General features: G+C 40.5%; 13 protein-coding genes. 6 read left to right on the forward strand and 7 right to left on the reverse strand.

Translation table 11 applies throughout. From position 1 onward, the window contains the following. Positions 1–9: 9 nt before the first annotated feature. On the reverse strand, positions 10–504 hold the full coding sequence (locus SNE25_RS14295) for an SRPBCC family protein (protein WP_321565782.1): 495 nt from the start codon (positions 502–504) through the stop codon (positions 10–12). 30 nt (positions 505–534) lie between these two features. Further along, positions 535–2,145 (reverse strand): CTP synthase, encoded by a 1,611-nt coding sequence (locus SNE25_RS14300; protein WP_321565783.1) that lies wholly within the window; start codon positions 2,143–2,145, stop codon positions 535–537. A 564-nt stretch (positions 2,146–2,709) separates the two neighbouring features. Here SNE25_RS14300 and SNE25_RS14305 point away from each other — a divergent pair. Further along, a complete protein-coding gene (locus SNE25_RS14305; RefSeq protein ID WP_321565784.1) occupies positions 2,710–5,742 on the forward strand; it encodes a glycosyltransferase family 117 protein in 3,033 nt (1,010 codons plus the stop codon). 131 nt (positions 5,743–5,873) lie between these two features. Here the strand turns inward: SNE25_RS14305 and kdsB are convergent, their stop codons facing one another. The 3 genes from kdsB to trpS form a co-directional block, all read right to left on the reverse strand. Further along, a complete protein-coding gene (kdsB, locus tag SNE25_RS14310) occupies positions 5,874–6,608 on the reverse strand; it encodes a 3-deoxy-manno-octulosonate cytidylyltransferase (RefSeq protein WP_321565785.1) in 735 nt (244 codons plus the stop codon). A 122-nt stretch (positions 6,609–6,730) separates the two neighbouring features. After that, positions 6,731–7,345, reverse strand: a complete 615-nt coding sequence (locus tag SNE25_RS14315; RefSeq protein WP_321565786.1) for a deoxynucleoside kinase — start codon at positions 7,343–7,345, stop codon at positions 6,731–6,733. Positions 7,346–7,481: 136 nt separating this feature from the next. Further along, the gene (gene trpS / locus SNE25_RS14320) at positions 7,482–8,477 is read right to left on the reverse strand and encodes a tryptophan--tRNA ligase (protein WP_321565787.1); all 996 of its coding nucleotides are present in this window, start codon (positions 8,475–8,477) and stop codon (positions 7,482–7,484) included. A 159-nt stretch (positions 8,478–8,636) separates the two neighbouring features. Between trpS and SNE25_RS14325 the strand changes: the two genes are divergently transcribed. From SNE25_RS14325 to SNE25_RS14340, 4 genes are all read left to right on the forward strand, one after another. Continuing rightward, a complete protein-coding gene (locus SNE25_RS14325) occupies positions 8,637–9,368 on the forward strand; it encodes a lysophospholipid acyltransferase family protein (RefSeq protein WP_321565788.1) in 732 nt (243 codons plus the stop codon). Then, positions 9,365–9,655, forward strand: coding sequence for an Asp-tRNA(Asn)/Glu-tRNA(Gln) amidotransferase subunit GatC (gene gatC, locus SNE25_RS14330; protein ID WP_321565789.1), 291 nt, complete (start codon positions 9,365–9,367; stop codon positions 9,653–9,655). Before SNE25_RS14325 ends, gatC begins: the two co-directional genes overlap by 4 nt. Before the next feature lie 92 nt (positions 9,656–9,747). Continuing rightward, positions 9,748–10,488 carry an ABC transporter ATP-binding protein gene (locus tag SNE25_RS14335; protein WP_321565790.1) on the forward strand — a complete coding sequence of 247 codons (741 nt, stop codon included), beginning with the start codon at positions 9,748–9,750 and terminating at the stop codon, positions 10,486–10,488. Between the two features lie 56 nt (positions 10,489–10,544). Continuing rightward, positions 10,545–12,194, forward strand: a complete 1,650-nt coding sequence (locus SNE25_RS14340) for a serine hydrolase domain-containing protein (protein ID WP_321565791.1) — start codon at positions 10,545–10,547, stop codon at positions 12,192–12,194. A 1-nt stretch (position 12,195) separates the two neighbouring features. On the opposite strand, the gene SNE25_RS14345 is transcribed toward SNE25_RS14340, so the two are convergent. Then, entirely contained in the window at positions 12,196–13,215 is a 1,020-nt protein-coding gene (locus SNE25_RS14345) for a chitinase (RefSeq protein WP_321565792.1), read from the reverse strand. Positions 13,216–13,334: 119 nt separating this feature from the next. Beyond that, positions 13,335–14,396, reverse strand: coding sequence for a hypothetical protein (locus SNE25_RS14350; protein ID WP_321565793.1), 1,062 nt, complete (start codon positions 14,394–14,396; stop codon positions 13,335–13,337). Positions 14,397–14,517: 121 nt separating this feature from the next. Here SNE25_RS14350 and SNE25_RS14355 point away from each other — a divergent pair, with 121 nt between their 5' ends. Continuing rightward, complete coding sequence (locus SNE25_RS14355) at positions 14,518–15,138, forward strand: hypothetical protein (protein WP_321565794.1); 621 nt, start codon at positions 14,518–14,520, stop codon at positions 15,136–15,138. The last annotated feature ends 125 nt before the right edge of the window (positions 15,139–15,263 follow it).

The raw sequence follows: 15,263 nt of genomic DNA on the forward strand, positions 1-15,263 counted from the left end.
ATCCAATGATCAGTTGTTGATCATCACTGTTAAATTTTCGTCTTTATTTCTCAGGTCTATCCCGCCTTCGTATACCGATTTTAAATTAGTAAGATAAAAAGCCCAGCCATTGGAGCAACCTAACCTTACGTGTTTTTTTGAGTTATCGTCAGTAGGAATATTGTGCTGTTTTAATTCAACTATTGTATATCCGTTCTGCTCGGTTAAATTAACATCAACCAGGCATTCTCCTTCAAAAGTAAATTGTATCAAATCCTTACCATTTGCCTCTTTAATAAAACCGGGCATAAAATCAGGAAACAAATACCAGTACCATTTATAAGAACATCCTTTACTAACCTGATGGTTAGATGCCAGAAGTTCATTTTTGTTAGTGTAAAACTCAGCTTTTTCTAAAAACCACCTTTCTATATCAGCAGAACGGGTCCAGGCATTATAAATACCTGCCAGATCTGCTTTAACAGCAATCCGTTTTGTAAACGCGGTCCAGTCGAAATCCTTCATTCTTCTTAGCCAAATTCTTATTCGCTATACTTATTTCTTGCGGGCATAAGCCAGCGAAGCGGCGACAAAGTTAATAAAAAGTGGATGCGGATTTGCAACTGTTGATTTTAATTCGGGATGAAATTGCGCTCCCACAAAAAACGGATGGTTTTTTAATTCCACAATCTCTACCAGATTGTTTTCCGGATTAATGCCTGATGGTACCAGACCGGCTGTTTCGTATTGTTTCAGGTAATCGTTATTAAACTCATAACGGTGCCTGTGGCGCTCAGAAATGTGGGTTTTTCCGTATATAACTGCGGCTTTGCTGCCTTTTTTAAGGTCGCAGGGATAAGCACCCAAACGCATGGTTCCGCCTTTGTTGGTAATGTTCTTTTGATCTTCCATCATACCAATTACCGGGTATAGGGTATCAGGGTTCATTTCGGTACTGTTGGCATTATTAAGGCCTAAAACATTGCGGCCAAATTCAACAACAGCACATTGCATACCTAAACAGATGCCGAAAAACGGAATATTATTTTCGCGCACATAGCGTATAGCCTGTATTTTGCCCTCAAAACCACGCTCGCCAAAGCCCGGCGCCACCAGTACACCATGCAAACCTTTCAGGCGTTCAACGGCGTTTTCGGGTGTTAAAGTTTCTGACGGGATATATTCAACCCTTACCTTGCACTCCATTTTGGCACCCGCATGTATAAAAGCTTCAGAGATAGACTTATAAGCATCAGGCAGTTCCACGTATTTACCAACCAGCGCAATACGTACATCGGCAGTTGGATTTTTTAAACGGCCCAGGAAATCTTTCCAGTTTTCCAGGTCGGGTTCCAGCTTATGCGATAGCTTCAGTTTGGTAAGTACCGTTTTGTCTAACTGCTCTTTTAACATCAGCAAAGGCACATCATAAATGGTTGATGCATCAATCGATTCAATAACCGCGTTGATGTTTACGTTACAGAACAAGGCTATTTTTTTACGGATATCATTGGTGAGGTGATGCTCGGTACGGCAAACCAGGATATCGGGCTGTATACCATACTCCAGCAGCATTTTTACAGAGTGCTGGGTAGGTTTGGTCTTTAATTCGCCGGCTGCAGCCAGGAAAGGAACCAATGTAAGATGAATAACGATAGAATTTCCGGAGCCAATTTCCCATCTGAACTGGCGTACAGCCTCAATATAAGGGAGCGATTCAATGTCGCCTACTGTGCCGCCCAATTCGGTGATCACAATATCATATTCGCCGCTTTCGCCCAGTATACGGAAGTTGCGTTTTATTTCGTCGGTTATATGCGGTACCACCTGTACGGTTTTACCTAAAAAGGCGCCTTCGCGTTCTTTATTGATCACATTCTGATAAATGCGACCTGTAGTAATATTATTTGCTTTTGATGTAGGGGTATTTAAAAAACGTTCGTAATGGCCAAGGTCAAGATCTGTTTCGGCACCATCTTCGGTAACATAGCATTCTCCGTGTTCATAGGGGTTCAATGTTCCCGGATCGATGTTGATATAGGGATCAAACTTTTGGATAGTGACACGATAACCGCGCGATTGAAGGAGTTTAGCTAAAGAAGCAGAGATAATACCTTTTCCTAACGACGAGGTAACGCCGCCCGTAACAAAAATATATTTAGTCATGATTTTTTTTAAAAGGGCCCGGTTTTATGCCGAAACCAATTGTTTGTGTACGGGATACAAAAGTAAGAAAAATTTTAGGAGTTTGACTGATGAAATTACAATTGTTGAAAAGGATTTGAGCATTAAAAGGTAACTTATTTTCTGTTAACGTGTAAGGCAATAAAAACGCAAAGGCAATAAGCTATCTCTTGAAAGATTATACGATTAGCAATGACCGTCCGTGTACCGTATTTTGTTTTGATGCTGTAAATGCAAATAATTGATTATCAGGGGTTCATAAATGTTCATGATGTTCATACATCTGTGAACGTGAACATTGAAGGTTCCCTGGTCCTTTCCCGCTTCAGCGCTATAAATGACGAGTTTCTTTTAAAAATTCAATCTTCCGAACACTTAGGATAATAATACTGACAATTGATTGAGATGAGATGTTAAATGCTTTAAATCAATTAGTTAAATTCTGTTAAAAGTTGTTAAGTAATGTTAATGTGCATGGAGGTTTAGCAATTTCGCCCGAAATTGTAGCACAATTACATATGACTAAACTTTACAACCTTATTTACCATGAGCTATAATAAAATCAATAACCTGTTAGGCTGGCTATGCCTGTTGATAGCCTTTGGCACCTATGTTTTAACCCTGGAACCATCTGTTAGTTTTTGGGATTGCGGCGAGTTTATTTCCTGCGCTTACCGGCTGCAGGTCTCGCACCAGCCGGGTTACCCTATGTTTGCCATGCTGGGTAAACTCTTTTCGCTTTTATCCCTGGGCGATAATACTAAAGTGCCTTATTTTACGAATTTGGGCTCGGCCCTGGCCAGCGGTGCAACGGTAATGTTTTTGTTCTGGACAATTACCGCGCTGGCCAAAAAAATACTCCTTACCAGAGACGAAACACCAACTACACCCCAGCTGATATCCATCATGGGAGCCGGACTGGTGGGAGCACTGGCGTTTGCCTATACCGATACTTTTTGGTTTTCGGCAGTGGAAACCATCGTATTCGCCCTATCGTCTTTATGCACAGCAGTAGTATTCTGGGCCATTTTAAAATGGGACGCCCATGCCGATGAACCGGGTGCGGATAAATGGATAGTGCTTATTGCCTACATCATGGGGCTTTCCATTGGCATACACCTGTTAAACCTGCTCACTATTCCGGCTATTACTATGGTTTATTATTTGCGCCGGTATAAAAAACCTTCATGGAAAAGCGGTCTTTTGGCTTTTACGATCAGTATTGTTATACTGGGTTTGGTTCAGTATGGCATCAGGGAGTACACCATAAAAATAGCTGCCTATTTCGACTTGTTTTTTGTAAATACACTGGGGCTTGGTTTTTGGAGTGGTGCCATAAGCTTTTTTCTGCTTATTGTGGCGTTACTGGTAGCAGGCATCATTTACAGCATCCGCAACAAAAAGCCTGCGTTGAACCTGGCGCTGGTGTGTTTAGCATTTATATATTTTGGTTATGGCTCGTTTGCTTATATACCTATTCGCGCTTCGGCAAATACCGATCTCAACAACTCGCATCCCGATAACGCATTTACGCTTAATGGTTACCTCAACCGTGTGCAATACGGCGATAACCCTTTACTATATGGTCCTTATTTTGATGCCAAAGTTATTGATCAGAGCGAAGGCACTGCCATGTACCGCAAAGGCCGGAACCGTTATGAAGTAGCCGGTAAAAAGCCAAATTATGTATTTGACCATAACAGCATAATGCCTCGTATGCACAGTACCGAAGGGGATCAGGATTATACTCAAAATGTGCAGTTCTACAAACAATGGCTACAACTGGCCGATGGGCAAAGGCCAACCTTTGCCGATAACATGAGATGGATGCTGAGCTGGCAGATGTACCAGATGTATTGGCGCTATTTTATGTGGAACTTTGTTGGCCGCTATAATGATTTGGACGGGCAAACCAGCACTGTAGCTATTGATGGTAATTGGACATCGGGTTTATTTGATGGCGGTAAGCATTTACCAAAATCGTTAACCAGTTCAAATTTATACACTCCCTTATACGCACTGCCATTGATTGTTGGTCTAATGGGCATGTTTTATCATTTTAAACAAAAGAAAGGTGATGCTATAATAATTGCCCTGCTTTGGTTTTTTACCGGACTGGCTATTGTTTTATATGTTAACCAGATAAACATACAACCCCGTGAGCGCGATTACTCTTATGTAGGTTCTTTTTATGCCTTTGCTATTTGGATAGGGTTGGGCGTGCTGGCAATTAACGATTTTGTTCGGCGCAAAGTGAATGCCCGGGGGGCAGCGCTGGCATCGGTTGGTGTGTGTTTGCTGGCAGCACCTGTTTTACTGGCCAGGCAGGAATGGGGCGGGCATGATCGCTCAACCAAAACCATTGCGCATGATATGGCTTATAATTTCCTGATATCGTGCCCCAAAAACGCTATCCTGTTTACCTATGGCGATAATGATACCTACTCGCTGTGGTATGACCAGGAGGTAGAAGGTGTAAGGCCTGATGTGCGGATAGTATGCAATAGTTTATTTGGCATGGATTGGTACATAAGGCAAATGCAGCGGCCAATGAACCAATCGGCTCCTTTGCCTGTTACCATGTCCTTTGATAAATACAAACAGGGTACTCGCGATGTAGTTGCTTATAGCGACGCTAAAATATCCGGTTATGTTGATGTAAAAGATGTGTTTGATTTTATAACCTCTGATGACAGCCGAACCAAGGTGCAATACCAAAATGGCGAAACCATGAACTATTTACCTACCAGAAACTTTAAAATGGCCATCAATCCCGACGAAATAGTGAAAAATGGAGTAATCAGTCCCGGTCAAAAAAACATGTTGACCAAAAGCATGGAATGGAAATACGATGCCAATTATATGTTTAAAGACGATTTGGCTTTGACGGATATCATAGCGCATAATAACTGGAAACGACCAATTTGCTTTAGTATCGGATTTAGTCCGGATAATATGAGGGGATTACAGCCCTATTGCTACAAAGAAGGGTTTGTTTATCACCTGATACCGTTTAAGGCCGATACCTCATTGCAAAATCAGCTGAGCAAGGTAAATAGCCTGGTTATGTATAATAACGTGATGAACAAATTTAAATTCGGAAATTTTAAACATGCCAAATATTTAGACCCAGTTTCAAGAACCGAGTTTTATCCGTTTATGGAGACCACTTTCCATGATTTGGCCCAGGGACTTATCAAAGATGGCCATAATGATCTGGCTTTAAACACCCTGCATAAGTTTGACCGGGAAATGCCGGATATTAATCCCAATATTGATTCGGCACATCGCAAACTGCTTTTGGCGCAGGTAGCCTATAAGTTGAACGATAAAGAGCTGGCTAACCGTTATGTAAAAGGCATTGATCATTACCTTACCGGTCAGTTGGCATATAACTATGCTTTGTTGCAAAATAAGCCCGAGGCCCTGAACACGGGTGAGGTACAATACCAGCTTTATGTATTGAATGGTTTGGTTGATACTACTAAAAATTACCAGGAAACAGCCCTGCATAACCGGTTTCAAGCTCAATTGGATGATTATGGGAACAAGTTTGCGGCTTTATTGAACAGAGAGTAAGGACAATACTTATAATACTATGTCATTGCGAGCGCAGCGTGGCAATCGCTTATATACAGACAGGCCTGTTGGTTTGCGATTGCTTCGTCGTTCCTCCTCGCAATGACATGGTTTTATTTATTGTTGCACGCCTAAAACATCGTATTCAATTTCTGCAGATCTTCAGGCACATCAACGGCGTAGGTTTCCAGGTTGGTTTCGGCAACTTTTATGCGGTAACCGTTTTCAATCCAGCGCAACTGCTCAAGGCTTTCGGCCTTCTCTAACAATGATACCGGGAGTTTTGTAATTTGCTGCAACACATCGGCCCTGTAGCCGTAGATGCCGATATGTTTAAAAAACGTATGAAATTCCAGCCAGTTCTCAGGCTCCTGTCCGCGGATATGCGGTAGGGTAGAGCGCGAAAAATAAACCGCTTCAGAAAGTTTATTGACAACCACTTTAGGTGAGTTGCTGTTAAAAAGCTCTTCAGCTGTTTTAATCCGTTTTATGAGTGTGGCTAACTGAGTGTCAGCATCATTGAAACAGGCTGTTAACTTAGTGATCTGCTGCGGATCGATAAAAGGTTCATCGCCCTGTATGTTAATAATTACATCATATTCAGGATGCAGCCGTGCCACTTCGGCACAACGATCGGTACCGCTTTGGTGGGTATCGGCCGTCATTACGGCTATGCCGCCAAAGGCTTGGGTATGATTAAATATGCGGTCATCATCGGTAGCTACAATTACTTCACTTAAACTGTTGCACTTTTTTGCCTGCTCGTAAACCCGCTGAATCATGCTTTTGCCCGCAATATCAACCAAAGGCTTGCCCGGAAACCGGGAAGATGCGTAACGGGCGGGTATGATACCAAGGATTTTCATTTTTAAGTTGTACGTTTTAGGTTGTAAGTTATACGTGTGCCTAGTAGAACAATTAATGATTTGTTTTTAATATGTGAATGTACCCAAAACATAAAACGTGTAACGTCCCACGTAAAACCTCTTTAAAACAACCCGTTAATTTCCCGTTCAATTAGGTTTACTATTGTAGCCATATCTTCGGTATTGTTTGCAAAATCAAGATTATCTTTATCGAGTATAAGCAACTTGCCCAGCTTGTAGTTCTTTATCCATTTATCATATTTTTCGTTCAGTTTGGAAAGATAATCTAAACGAATCCCGATCTCATATTCCCGGCCCCGGCGCTGTATGTTGTTAACCAGTGTAGGCACCGACGCTTTGAGGTAAACTAACAGATCAGGTGGTTTTATAAATTCGGTTATATTATCAAATATAGATTGATAATTTTCGTAATCACGGGTAGTCATGAGGCCCATATCGTGCAGGTTTTCGGCAAAAATATAGGCATCTTCATAAATGGTACGGTCCTGCAAAATATTGCGACCACTTTTTTGTATATCGACAATCTGGCGGTAGCGGGTGTTCAGGAAATAAATTTGCAGGTTAAAGCTCCAGCGTTTCATATCGCTGTAAAAGTCTTCCAGATAAGGGTTATTATCAACAGCCTCAAACACTGGGTCCCATCCGTAATTTTTGGCCAGCATTTCGGTAAGTGTGGTTTTACCGGCTCCTATGTTTCCTACAATAGCTATGTGCATGTATTTGTTAGTTGTTGATAGTTTGATGATAAGTGGTTGATAGCTTTAACGAAAAATGCCAATTAAAGTTTAACCAATACTTATGTGCAAGCACTAAAAATACATTTTGAACAATAAACTACCAACAAACTATCAATTAAAATTTCTTAAAGCCGATGATTTCCCGCACTTCTCTGATGGTTTTTGAGGCACTTTCCCTGGCTTTGTCTGCTCCTTGCTGGGCTACCTTTCTTAAGTATTCAGCATCGCCGGCAATGGCATTAATACAATCGCGGATAGGGGCGGTAGCGTTGATCATGTCTTCGGCCAGCTGTTTTTTTAAATCGCCGTAACGGATTGTGCAGCTATTATATAGGTTATCAAAATGAACTAAAGTATCAGGGGTAGAAACCACTTTCATCAGGTCAAACAGGTTTTGAATCTCTGATGGTTTTTCCTGATTTTCTGCAGTAGGGCCGCTGTCAGTTACAGCGCGCATTACTTTCTTGCGGATGGCTTCAGGAGTATCGCTCAGGAAAATAGCATTGCCTTCACCCTCCGATTTGCCCATTTTTCCTTTACCATCAAGCCCCGGAATTTTTACGAGGTTATTACTGAAGTTAAACGCGTAAGGCTCCGGGAAATATTCGTGATTGTAAAGTCTGTTAAAACGATTTCCAAAAGTACGTGACATCTCCAGGTGTTGTTCCTGATCTTTACCAACTGGCACCTTGGTAGCCCGATGAATAAGGATATCGGCAGCCATTAAAACCGGGTAGGTAAGCAGTCCGGCGTTTACATTATCAGGTTGGGCGCGTACTTTGTCTTTAAACGATGTACTGCGTTCCAGTTCGCCCATGTAGGCGTTCATGTTCAGGTACAGGTACAGCTCGGTTACTTCGGGTACATCACTTTGTATATATATGGTAGCCGTATCCGGATTGATACCGGCGGCCAAATATTCTACCAAAACCTGCTTTACGTTACCGTGCAGATTGGCAGGAGTGGGGTGTGTAGTTAACGAATGCAGATCGGCAATGAAAAAGAAGCAATTGTATTCATTTTGCATCTTTATAAAGTTTTGCAATGCCCCGTAATAATTTCCTAAGTGTAAATTTCCGGTTGAACGGATGCCACTAACAACAGTTTCCATAGGTTGCGAAAGTAAGTAATTTTTCTATTTCTGGTAAGGATGAAAATCATATTGAGAATCAGGGATTACAATATGATGAGCAGAAAATCCAGGCGGTGCCGACAGTTAGTAACAGTTTAGCTTGCGCTTAAGCGAGGAATTTTTCTAATTTTGGTCGCCATGAAATTAGCATTGAAAAGAATACACACTTATTTTTACCAGTATAGTGTTGGCTTCTTTTTTATATTATTTTGGCCGGTATTATATCTGCTCAAAAAAAGGCCCTGGCTATATAAGTACATTAACAAAATAAGGCAGTTTATTGCCCTGATAAGCTCAGCAATATCCGGCATTTTTTACAGGGCGACATTTGAACAGCCCATCGATTGGAGCAGAACCTATGTAATATGTCCAAACCATACCTCAAATCTTGATGTATCGGCCATTAGTACCAACTTGCGCAACAACCATTGCTTTATGGGCAAGGCCGAGCTGCTTGATCATTTTGTACTCAGGTATTTTTTTACCACTATTGATATTACCGTTAACCGCGAAAGTAAAATGTCGTCATTCCGGGCGTTTAAACTGGCGTCTGAAAAGTTGAAGGACGGGGTAAGTGTAGTAATATTTCCGGAAGCTACTATTCCCGATGCTTATCCGCCGGTTTTGCACTCGTTTAAGAATGGCCCTTTCAGGCTCGCTATTGAAATGAAGGTGCCTATAATACCCGTAACATCGATGGATACCTGGAAAGTGCTTTGGGATACCGGAAAGGAATTTGGCAGCAGACCCGGAATTTGTGATATATTTGTACATAAACCCATTGAAACGGCACATTTGACCTTAGACGATGCGGACGCGTTACGCGATGAGGTTTATGCCATTATTAAAAAGAAATTGCCACAAGCATGACTATAGATAAAGAAACAGTTGAAAAAGTTGCCCACCTGGCCCGTTTGGAGCTTAACGAAACGGAAAAAGAGGAAATGATAAAGGACATGAGCAAGATACTTGACTTTATGGCCAAGCTTAATGAATTGGATACATCGGGAGTTGAACCGCTGGTTTACATGAGCGACGACGTAAATGTGTTACGTGAGGATGAGGTAAAGCAACGCGTTACTCATGAAGAAGCATTAGAAAACGCGCCCAAGCATGATGAAAATTACTTCCTGGTGGCTAAAGTGATTGAAAAATAAGCTGAAGGCTAAAATGAATGCAGTAGTAACCTGAATTTTTAATCTATCTTGTAACAATCGTACCTAAACCTTAGTCCAAACAAAAAACATATATGGAGCCGGTAAATACTGCTAAACCACTAATAACTATAAATGATATCGGGCGCAAGTACGTAATAGGCTCCGAAGTAATTCATGCGCTTAAATCGGTTTCGTTATCTATCAACAAGGGTGAGTTTGTAGCGTTAATGGGCCCATCCGGTTCGGGCAAGTCAACCCTGATGAATATTTTAGGCTGCCTGGATACCCCGTCAAAGGGTGAATATATATTGAACGGCATCAATGTAAGCCACATGTCTGATAATGAACTTGCCGAAGTACGTAACTCCGAAATTGGTTTCGTTTTCCAGACATTTAACTTGCTGCCGCGTAATACCGCCCTTGATAATGTAGCCTTGCCCTTAATTTACGCGGGCATCAATAAAGAAAAACGTATGCAACGGGCAACCAATGCCCTTAAAAATGTAGGTCTTGGTAACCGTATTGATCATAAACCTAATGAACTATCTGGCGGACAAAGACAGCGCGTAGCCGTAGCCCGTGCGCTCATCAATGATCCATCAATTATTTTGGCTGATGAGCCTACTGGTAACCTGGATACCAAAACATCAATTGAAATAATGGGACTGATTGAGGATATACATGCCAAAGGCAATACCATTATATTAGTAACCCACGAAGAAGATATAGCCAAACACGCCCACCGCATTGTACGTATGCGCGATGGTCTGATTGAGAATGATTACCTCAATACCGAGATCCAAACTGTAAACCGCAGAACAGAAGAGGTGTAAGAGATACAAACCTATAAACGCAGGATATCCGATGATTTGCAAATACATTTTTTACAATGAAACGCTACATCCTCCTTATTCTGACTATTATAGCTACCGGGCAGTTGTTTGCTCAAACAGCTAATATAATTGAGCCAGATCCGGTTACATCACCCATTCATAAATCCAATTTAGGTAAGGTGGTTTTTATAGGCGATACTATTGCCCTGGAAAAACTAAGGCAAACCGATTTACTGAGGAGTTTTGAAGCAAGCCCCAGAAATAACATATATATGCGGCTTTTTTTGGCCAATTCCCTCACTAATTATCAACACACATTAAATCCTGCTTTAAGTGTTGAGCAATTGAACAAGGGAAATTTTCAGTTTACTTTTTATGTAGACGGCAAGAAAACATATCAGGAGAATTTGAACAAGGGCGCTAATTTACCTGCAGTTAAAAATACTAAACTAACTATTGGGGTTCCGTTAATTAGTAACCGCGAAGAAGATTCGTGGGGGCGTTTTCTCTGGAACCGTTTTATGAACCACGGAGGAGAGGATGCATTAACAATAGGAACACATTTGTTGAAAATTGAAGTGCGCCCTTATATAGACATTTCGGCTTTAAAGGTTGGCGATTTGATAGCAGAGGGCGAACTTAAATTTATTGTGCCAACGCTTAATCAAAAGGATGTGGCATTACAGCCTATCAGGCCCAATAGTGGCTGGCCGGTATCAACAGATGTATTCGATAAAAAGAAGATCATGGAGATGAATGGCATGATAGCTCAAAATAGGTTAAAAGATATCACAAGCGTTATTGTTATTAAAAACGGCAAGCTGCTTATTGAAGAATATTTTAATGGCAGCACGCGCGATTCGCTTCACGACCCTCGTTCTGTATCCAAAAGTTTTACATCGGCATTAATGGGTATGGCTATTCGTGACGGATATATTAAAAATGAAGATCAAACGCTTCATGATTTTTATGATTTAAAACAGTACAAAAATTATTCATCAAAAAAAGATAGTATTTCTTTAAAAAGTTTGTTTACCATGAGCTCTGTGTTTGATGCAGATGATAATGACGATAGCTCTCCCGGCAACGAAAATAACATGTACCCTACAGGAAATTGGGTAAAGTTTGCTCTTGACCTGCGTGTAGATAGCACCAAAACAGCCGGCAGGCAGTGGCGTTATTTTACAGCCGGTGTTAATGTTTTAGGTGATATATTAAATAAAACAGTTCCGGGTGGATTGGAAAAATATGCCGACGAAAAATTATTTAAACCTTTAAATATTAAGAATTATAAATGGGTATATACCCCACAACATGTGGTATTTACTGGTGGTGGCTTACAAATGTGCTCGTTAGATTATGCCAAATTTGGTCAACTTTACAAAAACATGGGCCTGTGGAACGGCAAACAGATTGTCCCGCAAAGCTGGGTAAAGCAATCTTTTAGCAAACAGCTTACATTGCCCGAGGATGTGGTTGGAAAGGGTTACTATGGCTACCTGTTCTGGAACAAGACTTATACTGTAAATAATAAACCTTACGAAACTTATTACTGTACCGGCAACGGAGGCAATAAGATATTCGTTTTTACAAATGAGCCTTTGGTGGTTATTGTTATGGCTACGGCCTATAACACCCCGTATGCACATCCACAGGTTGACAAAATGATGGAACGTTACATTTTGCCGGCGGTGTTACAACAGTAATTTATTCACTATATCTATACGGCTCCATTTTACCGCATGAGCAGGCGCAATTAGCATCGGTAATACCCATTTTCTTTAAAAAGAACTGATAAAAGCCAATACGGTCGTTCATGTTGTACATGTTGTCGCCTTTATTACATTCCACTTCGCCATTTACGATGTTAATGGTCATACCGAAACCAGGGGTGCGGCCTTTAGCCTTATCAACAGCATTAGGCTGCCACTTACCGGTCATTACATCATGGGCCGATGGTTTGTGGCTTTCAGGCGTCATCCAAAAATAAATGGCGGCTTTAAAGGCTACTACCGGATCAGTTTCTACGAGGTCGGGGTTGTTTAACAATATCTTCGGGTCACCGAATATACAGTTGGACGCCAGTCCGTAATTGCCATTGTAGCTTAGCTGCATTGGGCCGCGGCCATAGTATTTTTTACCGGCAACAGGTGGGTACTCGTCACTTTCGGCTATATAGGTTAAGGCGGTGTTGCTTTCGTGTATCAGCATTAGTCCATCGGTATAGGTGGCATTTACCCCATGACGGGTTTCATGCGCTATGTGGGCGAAAAATGCTGCTAACTCCTTTTTATTAAGCGTGGCATCAAACTGGGTGCAAAAGTTACCATAGTCAACAGAAAAGGTGCTGTCGGGTTTCTTCTTGGCCCATTCCTCGTTCCAGTCCACATCCTGCCGTACAACTGCCGATTTACCCGTTTTTTTATCGGTACGTATATATTGATAAACAGATAGAGCCCGCCTGGTTACTTTTATCTTTACCTGACCCAGTTCATCGGCTGCTTTTACAAAGGCGGTGTAAGAGTAAAATTTGTCGCGTTGGGGAAAAAGATCATTAAATTGCTGCTCACTGATAAGGCTAGATATGGAGACCGCTTTTTGCGGAGCAGGAGCCTTAGCAGCTTGCTTTGAACTGCTATTGTTGCTGTTGCCGCAGCTAAAGGCCGAAATTACCAGGGCCGAAAATACTACTGCGATTAACTTAGATGATGATATGATCGATCTCATAATTCTTGACTTTGAATGAAAGGACATATTTCCCCTTTATAAATATTGTAAACAACAATAACGTTATAAGCTATATTGAGTTTTCAAATATCTCAATAAATATTTCCCCGTATTACATCTCATTGTGGGAAAATTTGCTTTAAATCGTTTTTTAAATATTTATTTTCAATAAAATCAAGCAGCTCTTCCAAGGTTTGGTTTTCGCCGGCATAAATGTCAATATCGCATTTTAAAGCAAAGTCGAGCAAATTATTCTGATCCAGATTAAATCTTTTTTTCTTTAGTATCTTCTCAGAAATTTTCCCCAGGTAAAACTCAATCAGATTTGCCTCGTCTGATTGTTTTTTAAATCGTATACTTTTAGTATTAATATTAGTGAGAATAACCGCGGTAGTTTCTTTTTCGATATGGATACGTGATAAGTTTATTCTGAGGTCACGGAGGGTTTTATCCCATAAAAGTTGATCGCTGCTGCTTAGTTTTTTATCCAGATCAGGTATCCCTAAAAGCCACATCTTTAATCGTTGATGGCCTATTGGCAGCATTATGCTGTGCAAGGTTACTTTATTTATATGCTTAATAGCATCAATTTCACTTAAAACTAACTTTGCGTTCGCCGGTAACTGCACAGGTTTACCGTTATTATAAACTACCAACGCAAGAGGATTACCCGAAATCAGGTTATTGTATATGTATTGATCTCTCAACTTTGCGGCGGTTGAGGCATCTGCATAGCAGGATGCTATATTTTTACCACTTTCAAATAGAGAAACGGGCGGTAAATTTTTGTTCTTGAAATTTACTTTTAACTGCGATAGGTCTTTTATTGCGTTTTCCAGATTAAAACTATTGCCATTTAATTCATCATAGTATTCCCTATGTTCCAGGCCTATTTCTAATTTATTCATAAACAGACCATCGGAAAAAAATCTGCGATAAATTGGTTTGGTGTTATTTGATAGCTTACCGAATTGTATAACGCCCGTTGCATCGCAAAATTTATCCTCGCTGCCCCAATATTCACTACCGCCATTTAAGCGGTCTTTAATGCAACCAAAATTCCTGATAAAGGGGATTTTTTCTTCGAGTTTCACAATAGGCCATGATGGTTTTTTTAGCTTGTTTGTTTCCGGTAAAACAGGCCTCAGATCAACAATCGGAAATGTGATGGAATAGTGCATGGATTTGTTGAAATTAAGCTTTTACTTACATGGTGCTATTAATTTAATTGGAATACATAAAAATAATAATTTATTAACAAACATATCTGCTAATTTTATATAGCCCATATCACCATTGTAAATGAAAAGTAAGAACCTCTGGATTTTGGTTTCAATAGTTATAGTTGTTTTGATGGCAACTAAAGCTATTTACTGCCTTTACCTGGTTGCAGGTACAAAGCAGGATGATGTAAAATTAGAATTGATAAAGATATTAGCAGAAGGGGTAATTTTAGGAATATTGGGATTTTGGCTTAAATACCTTATTGACGAGGCTACTAAAAACCGGGAGCGGCTAAGACAGGAAGCTGATGCAAGAGCGCGGTCTGAAAGGGAGAAGAAAAAGAAGCTTTTGAAAATCATGATAAATTTGAGAAATGCATGTAAAAAAATGATTAAAGCAGTTGACGATGATAACAGCGTTAAGGCGGAGGAGATGATTACCATTAGCGATGACACTCCATACCCTGAATTATTGGATGACTGGAAAATGCACGACTTTGATGATGATATTGATAAAGCAACTGCGTTATATGATGCACTTTATAAACGATTAAAGGAAAATAACAGCAGAATAGACGATGCAAAGAAAAGTTTAATAAAACAGGAAGTAAAAAAATGGAATGACTACTATGAAGCGAAAATAAGGGCGCTAAACACAAATAATAACAATTACTATTCGGTATCATGGGTACAAGAATAAAGGCGTTCAAAAAATAAGAGCCTGGCATAAAAGCCAAACTCTTATATAGCAGTGAATTACAGCTCGTTAAAGCTATAAAAATTGCATTCCTTAAAACTCCAAATAAGTAACTAAGGATGCACAAT

Origin of the sequence: Mucilaginibacter sabulilitoris, from assembly GCF_034262375.1 — a bacterium.
In the GTDB taxonomy this organism is placed as follows: Bacteria; Bacteroidota; Bacteroidia; order Sphingobacteriales; family Sphingobacteriaceae; genus Mucilaginibacter; species Mucilaginibacter sabulilitoris.

Coding starts and splice junctions, on each gene's coding strand:
- SNE25_RS14295 (WP_321565782.1), bottom strand. CDS start 504: ATGAAGGATTTCGACTGGACCGCGTTTACAAAACGGATTGCTGTTAAA.
- SNE25_RS14300 (WP_321565783.1), bottom strand. CDS start 2,145: ATGACTAAATATATTTTTGTTACGGGCGGCGTTACCTCGTCGTTAGGA.
- SNE25_RS14305 (WP_321565784.1), top strand. CDS start 2,710: ATGAGCTATAATAAAATCAATAACCTGTTAGGCTGGCTATGCCTGTTG.
- kdsB (WP_321565785.1), bottom strand. CDS start 6,608: ATGAAAATCCTTGGTATCATACCCGCCCGTTACGCATCTTCCCGGTTT.
- SNE25_RS14315 (WP_321565786.1), bottom strand. CDS start 7,345: ATGCACATAGCTATTGTAGGAAACATAGGAGCCGGTAAAACCACACTT.
- trpS (WP_321565787.1), bottom strand. CDS start 8,477: ATGGAAACTGTTGTTAGTGGCATCCGTTCAACCGGAAATTTACACTTA.
- SNE25_RS14325 (WP_321565788.1), top strand. CDS start 8,637: ATGAAATTAGCATTGAAAAGAATACACACTTATTTTTACCAGTATAGT.
- gatC (WP_321565789.1), top strand. CDS start 9,365: ATGACTATAGATAAAGAAACAGTTGAAAAAGTTGCCCACCTGGCCCGT.
- SNE25_RS14335 (WP_321565790.1), top strand. CDS start 9,748: ATGGAGCCGGTAAATACTGCTAAACCACTAATAACTATAAATGATATC.
- SNE25_RS14340 (WP_321565791.1), top strand. CDS start 10,545: ATGAAACGCTACATCCTCCTTATTCTGACTATTATAGCTACCGGGCAG.
- SNE25_RS14345 (WP_321565792.1), bottom strand. CDS start 13,215: ATGAGATCGATCATATCATCATCTAAGTTAATCGCAGTAGTATTTTCG.
- SNE25_RS14350 (WP_321565793.1), bottom strand. CDS start 14,396: ATGCACTATTCCATCACATTTCCGATTGTTGATCTGAGGCCTGTTTTA.
- SNE25_RS14355 (WP_321565794.1), top strand. CDS start 14,518: ATGAAAAGTAAGAACCTCTGGATTTTGGTTTCAATAGTTATAGTTGTT.